The sequence below is a fragment of the Methylophaga sp. UBA2689 genome (assembly GCA_002354555.1).
GTDB lineage: Bacteria > Pseudomonadota > Gammaproteobacteria > Nitrosococcales > Methylophagaceae > Methylophaga.
Genome location: DELT01000107.1, coordinates 1 through 10259 on the forward strand (window position 1 = coordinate 1; position 10259 = coordinate 10259).

Annotated in this window: 8 protein-coding genes; 5 read left to right on the top strand and 3 right to left on the bottom strand. The window is 42.1% G+C overall.

The annotated features are described in order from the left end of the window. The 3 genes from B3M51_RS13985 to B3M51_RS13995 form a co-directional block, all read left to right on the top strand. The coding region (locus tag B3M51_RS13985) for an ATP-binding protein (protein ID WP_292760042.1) at window positions 1-302 on the top strand (302 nt) is incomplete at its 5' end. Between the two features lie 391 nt (window positions 303-693). Further along, a complete protein-coding gene (locus tag B3M51_RS13990) occupies window positions 694-1971 on the top strand; it encodes a hypothetical protein (RefSeq protein ID WP_292760044.1) in 1278 nt (425 codons plus the stop codon). A gap of 1117 nt (window positions 1972-3088) precedes the next feature. Further along, window positions 3089-5218: an EAL domain-containing protein gene (locus B3M51_RS13995; protein WP_292760046.1), complete on the top strand. Its 2130-nt coding sequence runs from the start codon at window positions 3089-3091 to the stop codon at window positions 5216-5218. 78 nt (window positions 5219-5296) lie between these two features. Here the strand turns inward: B3M51_RS13995 and B3M51_RS14000 are convergent, their stop codons facing one another. Continuing rightward, entirely contained in the window at window positions 5297-6379 is a 1083-nt protein-coding gene (locus B3M51_RS14000; RefSeq protein WP_292760048.1) for a sensor domain-containing diguanylate cyclase, read from the bottom strand. Window positions 6380-6578: 199 nt separating this feature from the next. Further along, entirely contained in the window at window positions 6579-7769 is a 1191-nt protein-coding gene (locus B3M51_RS14005; RefSeq protein ID WP_292760050.1) for a zinc-dependent alcohol dehydrogenase, read from the bottom strand. 278 nt (window positions 7770-8047) lie between these two features. On the opposite strand from B3M51_RS14005, the gene B3M51_RS14010 reads away from it, so the two are divergent. Both B3M51_RS14010 and B3M51_RS14015 read left to right on the top strand, forming a co-directional pair. Further along, a complete protein-coding gene (locus tag B3M51_RS14010; protein ID WP_292480469.1) occupies window positions 8048-8278 on the top strand; it encodes a ChaB family protein in 231 nt (76 codons plus the stop codon). A gap of 76 nt (window positions 8279-8354) precedes the next feature. Then, entirely contained in the window at window positions 8355-9347 is a 993-nt protein-coding gene (locus B3M51_RS14015; protein ID WP_292760051.1) for a potassium channel family protein, read from the top strand. A gap of 26 nt (window positions 9348-9373) precedes the next feature. On the opposite strand, the gene B3M51_RS14020 is transcribed toward B3M51_RS14015, so the two are convergent. Further along, on the bottom strand, window positions 9374-10045 hold the full coding sequence (locus B3M51_RS14020) for a flavodoxin family protein (RefSeq protein WP_292760052.1): 672 nt from the start codon (window positions 10043-10045) through the stop codon (window positions 9374-9376). Window positions 10046-10259 lie beyond the last annotated feature (214 nt).

The window sequence follows — 10259 nt, forward strand, 5'->3', positions numbered from 1 at the left end:
TTCGCTTTACTAAATCTGGGGAATCAGTACTGGTACGACTGGATAATCCTTCAGACCATGAGGTTTCATTGACTGTTGAAAATCCGGGGAACGCAATTCCCGCCGAACACTTGCCAAATCTCTTTGACCGTTTCTATCGAGTCGACCCGTCCAGGGCAAGACAGAGTGACGGGGCGGGACTTGGTCTTGCCATTGTTCGTTCAATCATCGAGGCCCATAGTGGCCGTGTAGAAGTCACATCTAAAAGCGATAAGACTGCATTCATCATCTATTTACCTACGACGATTAAAGCTATTCAATGATGGTTGGGATATGTCGGTGGTTATTCCTATCAGCGACATTAAATATAATGTGATTAACAATTTCAGATACTAGATAAAGCTTCACGCAGCTTCAACACTTGTACTTATTGGAGTGGCATTTTTTTACCGTTTGTAGAGCATACGAACTATATTCTGCCCTACCTGCCTTTGTTAATTATTCTTTGTGTTCACGATTTCCTTTGCTTATTACAAAGATTATGGAAGCCTCAGGCAGAATATTCATCCTGTTTAAACTATAGAGGACGTCCAACAAAGGGGCTTTAAGCAGGCTGGTAAAGATTGCAATAACGGTCACTAATCAAACTAAACACCTATGATTTAAAGTTAACCGTAGGACATTAATATAACGTTTTCCGACAGAGGAGAATCAATGAAAAAAATCGATAGTTCTCAAGAGCAGACAAGATCACTACGGCTAAACCATCACTGTACCTGCGTTACTCTAGATTGGTTAGCGATTATTCGCGATCTCAACAACCAATTGGGCGATAACGCTCAAGGCATCCTGTCTACTTCGGGCATGCGCCAATTCTTCTCAAATGCCGCGATTTTTGTTCCAAGTTCTGATCTTGAACAAATGCAGGCGATTGTTAAGGCAATCGAATCCGCTGCTTCACTTGCAGAATATCAGCAACAGATCATGTCTTGGGCACCTGAGAGTGCACGGCATAATCCCGGTCCAGTAGGCGCTTTTATGGGCTATGATTTCCACCTCAGTGAAGATGGTCCTCGTCTTATCGAAATCAATACCAATGCCGGTGGCGCTTTTCTTAATGCCATCCTGACTCGCGCCCAACTAAAATGTTGTAGCGGCACTACACAGGCGTCTTGGGCAAAAGATTTCGATGAAGCAGTCATTGCGCAATTTATAAGTGAATGGCGGGCCCAGAGAGGTAGCGGACAACCTGAGCGAATTGCAATCATCGACGATGCACCGGAAGAACAACATCTCTATCCGGAGTTCAAACTCGCGCAACAGCTATTCATCCAACATGGCATTGATGCCGTCATACTTTCACCAACGGATCTCAAATACGAATCAGGAGTCTTGTATGGTGATAACCAGAAAATCGATTTGGTTTACAACCGTCTGGTCGACTTTGGACTAGATGCACCTGAACATGCTGCTTTGCGTTTTGCTTGGTTAGAAGGTGGAGCAGTTATCACCCCGAATCCTTATACACACGCCCTATTTGCTGATAAGCGAAACTTGACCTTAATGTCAGATCAGCAGACTCTACTAGATTGGGGGTTAAGTACTGAAAATACTGAACTTTTAAAAAAGGGTATCCCCCACACCATTCAGGTTACTGCTCATGATGAGCAATCGCTTTGGCAACAACGGCGGCAGTGGTTTTTTAAACCGGTGGCAGGTCATGGCAGCAAGGGTGTCTATCGCGGCAGCAAGCTGACCAAAAGCACATTTGCACGTATTCTTGAAAGTGATTATGTTGCACAGGCCTATGTGCCACCCTCAGAACGTGTTGTGATGGTTGATAACGAACGTGAAATGCTTAAGGTTGATGTGCGATTGTATACCTACCGAGGGGAATTATTACTTGCTGCAGCAAGACTTTATCGAGGTCAAGCTACCAACTTACGTACACCGGGTGGTGGATTTGCACCTTTGCTTTTTCAACAAAGTTAGTTGAATCTTTATTCTTAGCGCTAAAGTTAAAGCTACATTATTTAATTTTGGACTGCCCTGGGAATCGCAAACAACTTCCGGTGAGTGATCCCGTAAACGACAGACAAAAAAGGCGGTCAACTGAAAATCGGCTAACCGATTGATTTATATGGTGGGCCCACAAGGACTCGAACCTGGGACAAAGGGATTATTAGTTTGAAATGCATTATTTAACTCATTGTTTTTTATTGATTGTTTATCGTGATTCCCGTTGCTAATTTGCATCACTGTGCACTACTTTTCACAACTAATCCCAGCAAAAGTCCCGCAATAATTAGAGCTTATGAACTCTTTAATTTATAGTTCCCCCCTTTGATCCAAACTAACCCCATAAAGTAACACAGCCAAGAATCGTTGGAGAGGATCTAAAATTAGCCAGTAAGTGATTAATTATCAATTACTCTTACATGTGCTAAACGATAATTTTACCTTTATTTCAGAATATATCTTTAATTTCAAGTAGGAGTGAAAACTAGTTTGAAATGAACTTTATCGTGAATATTGAGTGAGTCAGTTCTGACTTGTTGTGATTCGCTGTGACAATCTGCAACGGACGTCACATGTTTTTTCATTATATTTCAACAGTTTAAAAATAATAACTATATCTACGAACCAGGCGGTCGCACGTTCGAATCGTGCCAGGCGCACCAAAATTGAAATACAATTAAGCAGTTATCATTAATTTGATAGCTGCTTTTTTGTTTCCAGCGTTTGCGGTAGCCGAAAATGTAGCCACTGTTTTCAACTGACACAAACTGTCTGCATAAACGTTTAAATGCTCTGAGGATAAATGTGCATATCGCTGCACCATCCTAGTATCTGTCCACCCGCCCATTTCTTGCAGAATATGTATTGGCGTCTTTATCTAATTAGCTAACGAGGGGAAATTAAGCAGCTTTTGCTTCAGGTTAATGCACGTTGTTTGTGAATCATTAATTTTGGTATTTTAAAGATTACTCTCATCACTTCTGTCTACTGATGAGATCAACTCATTAAAAGATGAGTGTTTTCAAACATTATCTTCTACGTAAAATTTAATTGCCAAAAAGCTGAATATTACTGAATTAGGCGCTGAATAATGAACGAGAACTCAAAACAATCCCGCTTGCAACTTCATCAATTTCTTCGCACTGAAAAGGAAGGAATACTTGATGATTGGCGAGAGTTAAGTAAGCAAAAAATTTCTGCTGCTTATCATTTATCCGATAAGCAGCAACGCAACCGAATGCCCGAATTACTCGAAAGCATTGCAGCCAATGCTGAAAAGTTTAGTGCCAGTCAGGATAGTCCCAATGTGCCGCGCAAATGGCCTAAACATCATGCCCAACAACGCTGGGAATTTGGCTTCACTTTAGAAGAAACCACGCGAGAATACAGTTTTTTGAGAAGAGTTATTTTCAGCCGTCTTACTCCTCGTATAGATGAATTAACCGCCGATGAAATTGCATTTCTCAATGAAGCTTTGGATGAATCAGTTCTTGAAGCAGTAACCAATTACATTTCCAAAGCTAATCAACGACTTACAAGTGAAAAAGAGCGATTAAAAGTCACGTTGGAATGTATTGGTGATGGCGTAGTTTGTACTGATTCAGATGGCAAAATTAATTATATGAATCCTGCGGCACAGGGCATTTTGGGTTGCTCTCTTGAGTATGCTTTGGGTCAACAAGTCAATGATATTATGATTACTCTGGATGAAGGCACCAGAGAAAGGCTGAAATGCGCTGCGCAGTGTGCGATTGAAAATGGTCGAATGACGCATCGGGGCCCTGATGTTTTATTACGACGTCCCGATGGAAAATTGATTCCTGCTGAAGAGACTGCCGCCCCACTCAGAAATGCATCGGGTGAGCTGATGGGGGCTGTTTCTACCTTTCGTGATATCAGCGAAATTACCACTCTTACGCAGCGCCTGGGTTATCTGTCAGCTCATGATGCCCTAACAGGTTTACCAAACCGGGCAATGATGGTTAACCGACTTTATGATTCTCTGACAGAGGCTGAACAGCAACAAAATAATATTGCTATTTTTCATCTAGATATCGATCAGTTCAAGGATACCAACGATATGTTCGGTCGGTCGGCTGGAGATATGCTGCTTAGAAAGGTCGCTAAAAGGTTAGGTTCCTGCATTGCCCCTGCAGAAAATGCCTGTCGGGCAGGAAACGACGAGTTTACGGTTTTTGCAGAAGTGCAGGACCAACAGAATGCAGTAGAACTTTGTGAAACCTTACACGAATGTATCAGACGCTCGTTTAAAATCGATAACAACGATATCAATATAACAGTAAGTATTGGTATCAGTATGTATCCAGATGATGGTGGCGACCCACATCGTCTTCTTATGCACGCAGAAACAGCGAGCAAAAGAGCCAAAGCTGAAGGGCGTAATACTGGGACGTTTTTTACCGATCTGATGAACCGAGATGCGGAAGAACGTCATCAGTTACAACTCCATCTGAAGCAAGCGTTATCCAAAGGACAACTCACCTTAAATTTTCAGCCACAGATTTCACTTTCATCCGGAAAAATAAAAGGTGCCGAAGCGCTTTTACGTTGGGAACATCCTGAATTTGGACAGGTCTCCCCGGCCCGTTTTATTCCTATTGCCGAGCAACACGGTGATCTGATGGTTGAGATAGGCGATTGGGTGCTTTCCCAAGCCTGCCACCAATTGCGCATCTGGCAAGATGCCGGTTATCAGTCCTTACGGATTTCAGTCAATGTATCCATCGTTCAATTACGGCGTAACAACCTGGTAAAACATATTTCCGAACTACTTGAGCGCTATCAATTACCACCGAGTTTATTACAGCTTGAGATAACAGAATCGTTATTGATGACACATATTGCAGGGGCAATTGAGCAAATTAATGCGCTTAAGGCCTTGGGCATTGATATTTCGGTGGATGACTTTGGAACAGGCTACTCATCCTTAAGCTATCTGCAAGAGCTGCCGGTGGATGAGTTGAAAATTGATAAACGCTTTCTTCGTGATGTCACCCAAAATCATGAGAAAAAGGCCATTATTAAAACCATTATTTCATTGGGCGAAAATTTGGGCATCAGGGTTCTGGCAGAAGGCGTTGAAGATGTAATTACAGCAGATTTCCTTAAAGAAAATGGCTGCGAGTGTGCCCAGGGATTTTTTTATAGCAAGGCGGTTCATCCAGAGATGTTTGAAGCACAATATTTACGTCAGCTATAACATTAAATTATGCCCATTATTGCTGTGTTAGAAATTAACAAGCTAAACGATTAAATTGGCCGTTGAACCATTAAACAGTCATCCATCATAAGAAAATAAAAACCTGTTCTTTCCACTACCTTTAGCTTTGTAAAGTTGCTCGTCAGCTTCTTTAAGTAAAAATTTCAAGCTATGTGTTTTTTCGGAAGTAATGTAAGCACCGATAGAGACTGAAATTCCCTCCATTAAAGGATCCTGTTGTATTTCGGTAAAATAATTCAGAATTTTATTGGCAATAGCTTCTATGTCAGGAATATTCGAGCTAAAGGTAATTAAAACAAACTCATCCCCGCCAAATCTGCAAATGAAATCTTCATTCACTCTGAGTAAGTTACTAAGCTCAGTAGCAACTTTCTTTAACACTTTATCACCTACATGGTGACCTTTATGATCATTAACTTTCTTAAAATTATCTAAATCAAGCATCATTAGGCAAATGCTTTTTTTTCTCAAATCGTCGTGCCAGGTTTCTTTAATCAATCGTTCTAAATAGCGTCGGTTAGGCAGCTCTGTCAGAAGATCAGTTTCTGAAAGGTTATGTAAATATTGCAGGTTATTTTCTATATCTACTAACGTTATAGAGTCTTTAGAAAACTGCTTAATGAGCTGTTCAAATTTTTGTGCCGGTAGACGCATTTCGATTAAGGATTCCAATTGGAAAGCAAACCTTTTTAACATTATTAGCTCAACTTCAGAGAAGTTACGTGACACCTTATCGATGATACAAAGTGTGCCTATATGATGGGTTTTACCTCGATAGAAATAACGTATCGGAACCCCGGCATAAAAACTAATATAGGGCTCATCTACAACCAGCGGATTATCATAAAAACGCTCATCATCCTGAGCATTCATGATGATAAGTGGCTCACCTAAAGAAACCACATGGGCGCAAAATGAAATCTCTCGGTTGGTTTCGTTTACATCTAGCCCTTGAATTGATTTAAACCATTGCCTGGCTTCATCGACCAGTGATATTGCAGCCACAGGAACATTAAAAACCTGTTTAACCAGTGAGGTTAAATTATCAAATACAGCTTCTTTATCAGTGTCTAATAATTTACTACTACGTAGAGCATTGAGCCTTTCTTGCTCATTTTCTGGTATCGGTGGTAATTCCATAACGACTCCCTTGTGGGCTGCTATTGAACTTTTAATATGAAGCTGGAAGTTAAAAAGCCAATAAGCGACTTATTGAAGTCAATTGCTCACTTCTTACTCGAATTTTTTAATAATTTAAAATGCTAATTGTCAATAATAAATATAAGAGAGGTTATAACCATAAATCATAACCTCTCTGGATCCATCTATACATTCAAAGCTAAGTTGTTAAGGCCACTTTCATCCAGCCGGGCTGACGGGTATCAAAGGCTTTATAGGCATCTAATACCGAGGTGATTGATTCATGCTGGCTGATGATTTTTGTCGGATCAATAGCACCGGACTGGACCAGCTTGATCAGATTGGGAATGTATTTTCGGTGATTGCAATTACCCATACGAATGGTCAGATTCCGGTTCATTGCCTGGCCAATGGGAAAGCTCATGTCATTTGGTGGATAAACGCCGATTATTGCCAGGGTTCCGGCTTTGGCTAATGCGCCAATTGCCCAACGCTGTGCTTGTGATGGACCGCTACCGGGTTGCCATAAATCACCTTGTGGATTTTGTTCAGGGGCGACCATTTCCTGTTCTTTTTCGAATTGTTCACTCTTTTCATGAGCATGATGAGGACACTCGGCATCAACCCCTACCGCATCTATCGCACAATCAACACCAATGCCACCGGTAAGCTGCCGGATCGTTTCAATTGGATCTTCCTTGTTAAAGTCGATAACTTCGGCACCTTGTTTACGAGCCATTTCCAGTCGGTCCAGCACGGTATCGACTGCAAAAATTCGTCCTGCATCCATTAATTTGGCTGACGCTATAGCAAATTGACCGACAGGACCACAGCCAAATATGGCTACACTATGACCGGGTTTTACATCAGCCAATTCAGCACCGAAATAACCGGTAGGAAAAATATCGGACAGCATAATGGCTTCGTCATCGGTTACATCATCAGGCACTTTAAATAAGTTAACGGCTGCCATGGGAATACGAGCCTTTTCGGCCTGAAGCCCATCAAATGGTCCTGTCAGTTCTGGTCCACCGTAAAATGAGGTACCCGCTTGATTGCCATTTGGATTCATATTATCGCATTGAGCATAATAGCCAGAGCGACAGTACGAACAATAACCACAGGCTATGGTTGATGGAATAACGACCCTATCACCTACCGAAAAATTTCTAACGTCATCACCTAATGCCTCGATAACGCCAACGCCTTCGTGTCCTAAAATTGTGCCCTGCTTCATACCTGGCACCGTGCCACGTATAAAATGTAAGTCGGTCCCACATATGGCACTGGTGGTGATTCTGACTATCGCATCAGTGGGCTGTTGAATTTCAGGTTCGGCCACCTCATCAAGACGAATATCTCCAACTGCATGAAATATTACCGCTTTCATAAAGCCTCCCGGGTATGAAAATAAATCACAAACTGAACTTCAGTTCGAGCAATACACATGCCATGCATTTTTTTATCAGAAAGTCGATATAGAAGCGTGTTTGACAAGAGAATCTAGCTGGGAGTCATACAACATTACGTATTATTTTCTTGCAACAGAGTAAAAATTACTTACCTCATCATTTGAATAATGAAGTAAACAAGTAGTTAACAAGGAATGTAACCGGGTACATATTTTGCCTGAGAATCCTCACTTACTTTGTAAACAAGAGGTGTCTTATGCCATATGACCATAATTCAGATCTGCCTGACAATGTTCGTTCAAACTTGCCTGCACATGGTCAGGAAATATATCGAAAAGCCTTTAATTCTGCATGGGACCAATACAAACAACCAGAGGATCGTCAAGGTGATGCAGATCGGGAAGAAACCGCTCACAAAGTGGCCTGGTCCGCCGTAAAAAACGAATATCACAAACAAGGCGATAAGTGGGTTAAGGATGAATCCTAGCGAACATTTTCAACTGGATAGTTCACTATTGGAAACCGCTTTACTTAAACTATTGACAGCTTTTTAAGGATTTTAAATGACCGTTTTCGGCGTAATACTGGTTCTTATGATTATGGTCGATGCTGTATGGACGACCTTGACCACTCGGGGCAGCGGTTTTTTAGCAGGTCCTTTAACGGTGGGGCTGCGATGGGTGATGAGAACACTTGCATATAAAACGGGGAATCGTAATGTGCTCGCCCATACCGGTACATTGACTATTATCACGCTGGTGCTGTTTTGGTTGTGCGGATTGTGGCTGGGTTGGGGCTTAATTTATCTTGGTATGCCAGGCAGTGTAATAGAAGATGGGGATATGCAACCGGCAAATCTGGTGGGGTATTTTTATTTTGTTGGCTTCACCTTATCTACACTGGGCATCGGAGATCTGCGTCCGGTAGGAGATATTCCACGGATATTAACCAGCGTGGCAGCCTTTAATGGACTCATCCTCGTCACCTTGATGATTTCCTATGCCATTCCATTACTTAACGGTGTTATCAGCCGACGCAAACTGGCTTTTCATTTGTCACTGCTGGGTGACAATATGACCAATCTGGTGCTGAATGCCTGGAATGGTAAGGATTTCCGAGACCTTGAATCGACCATCACTTTAGTATCTGGTGAGATAATCCAATGTGCCGAAAACCGCTTGGCCTACCCGGTATTGGATTATTTTTACAGCTACGAACGGGAGTTTTCTCTGGGATTGCAACTGGCAACAGTTGATGAGGCACTGAACCTGTTGGTTTCAGGTATCGACAAATCATTGCTGCCAGCAGAATCCACGATCTCAAATATTCGCAAAATCATTCAGCTTTATCTTACTCGCTGTCATACTGCTATCAATCACATTGAAGCAGATGTGCCGCCACTTCCTTCGCTTTCCCCTCTTAGTCACTCTGGCTTGTCACTGCAAAGTGATAATACCTTTGAAACCAGCATGGCAGAATTTAGTGAGCGTAGAAGGTTACTGCATAAACTGGTATTACATGAAGGCTGGGAATGGGCAGATGTCAGTCCAGCATAGTTGAACGACTTCAATGAGCTACATAGTCAGTTGCTCATTTGCTTGGCTTTTTCACCAATAGCAAGTACATCTGTACGATAAGGATTGGTTTTGAGTGTTTGTGCCAGTTGCACCATGTTATGCACCATTAGCAAGGTCATATTATTGGTAAAGAAGTGTTTATCGCCTCCGGCTTCAATATAACTTGGTCCCGGCCCGGCATCACCAACATAGTAGGTAAAGGCATTGACCGGTAGCGTAAATCCCTGCTCGGACAAATCCAGCATAATGCTGGCAGAGGCTTTTTTGGCACCATCTTCATTACCATCTACCATAACGCCAGCGACCTTATTAAAAGTGGGGTATTGACCATTTTTGTCATTACCCTCACTCATAATGCCATCCATGCGTTCAACGACCATTTTAGCCACCGAACTTCTATCGCCACGCCAAATCGGTGTCGCGAGAATCAGCATATCGGCAGCGTAAATGCGTTCCAGAATTTTTGGCCATTCATCCTCACCTTTTTCATCTGAAGTATTACCAAAACTTACATGGTAATCGACCACCCTTATGGTTTCTGTCTTGACCTCAAGATCATTAAATACTTTGCTGGCAACATCAATAAAGGCATCCGTATTTGAGGTGGCTGGTGACTGTTTTAACGTGCAGTTCAAAAACAGAGCTTTTAACTGATGATTGGAATCGGTGGCACTCATAAAGTACTCCTGATAATAAGTTGTTAAAACGTTACGGGTAATGGTCGTGAAGCAACGACGCGAAGTAAACTGTTTGAAAATCGGGTGAGGGACGGAAGTGCCCTCTCACCCGTTTGTGAAGCGTTTAATGTGGCTCATGCAGATGATGAAGTGTTGTTTCAAGCCATTCTTTATGACGACGTTCGTCTGCCAAATGATCTTGCAAAATTGAATT

Coding starts and splice junctions, on each gene's coding strand:
- B3M51_RS13990 (WP_292760044.1), top strand. CDS start 694: ATGAAAAAAATCGATAGTTCTCAAGAGCAGACAAGATCACTACGGCTA.
- B3M51_RS14000 (WP_292760048.1), bottom strand. CDS start 6,379: ATGGAATTACCACCGATACCAGAAAATGAGCAAGAAAGGCTCAATGCT.
- B3M51_RS14010 (WP_292480469.1), top strand. CDS start 8,048: ATGCCATATGACCATAATTCAGATCTGCCTGACAATGTTCGTTCAAAC.
- B3M51_RS14015 (WP_292760051.1), top strand. CDS start 8,355: ATGACCGTTTTCGGCGTAATACTGGTTCTTATGATTATGGTCGATGCT.
- B3M51_RS14005 (WP_292760050.1), bottom strand. CDS start 7,769: ATGAAAGCGGTAATATTTCATGCAGTTGGAGATATTCGTCTTGATGAG.
- B3M51_RS13995 (WP_292760046.1), top strand. CDS start 3,089: ATGAACGAGAACTCAAAACAATCCCGCTTGCAACTTCATCAATTTCTT.
- B3M51_RS14020 (WP_292760052.1), bottom strand. CDS start 10,045: ATGAGTGCCACCGATTCCAATCATCAGTTAAAAGCTCTGTTTTTGAAC.